A 232-nucleotide genomic window follows, 5' to 3' on the forward strand; every position below is an offset into this window, starting at 1 on the left:
TGCTCGTCCTGCCTCATCCGCCTGGGCAAAAACCGGGGCTGCATCCTCATTGGCGATGATATCGTCAGCGGGTTCGACTGCAATGGCTGCGCCGCGACGAAGAACCGGGGTATCGCAAGCTGCCGTCCAATAGCGCTCGAGTTCTTCATCGAGCCACAGGAGTGTCAGTGAGCACCCTTGCATATCGAGACTGGTAACAAATTCACCCGCTTCCGGTGCCACAATATCAAGA

1 protein-coding gene is annotated in these 232 nt (G+C 56.9%); it reads right to left on the bottom strand.

Annotated elements, in window-relative coordinates:
• Positions 1-232 (bottom strand): dihydroxyacetone kinase subunit DhaK (locus tag R0J92_RS27050; protein ID WP_411053954.1); only part of this gene is annotated, 232 nt, incomplete at both ends.

It is taken from the genome of Tritonibacter sp. SIMBA_163, assembly GCF_046535935.1.
In the GTDB taxonomy this organism is placed as follows: domain Bacteria; phylum Pseudomonadota; class Alphaproteobacteria; order Rhodobacterales; family Rhodobacteraceae; genus Epibacterium; species Epibacterium scottomollicae.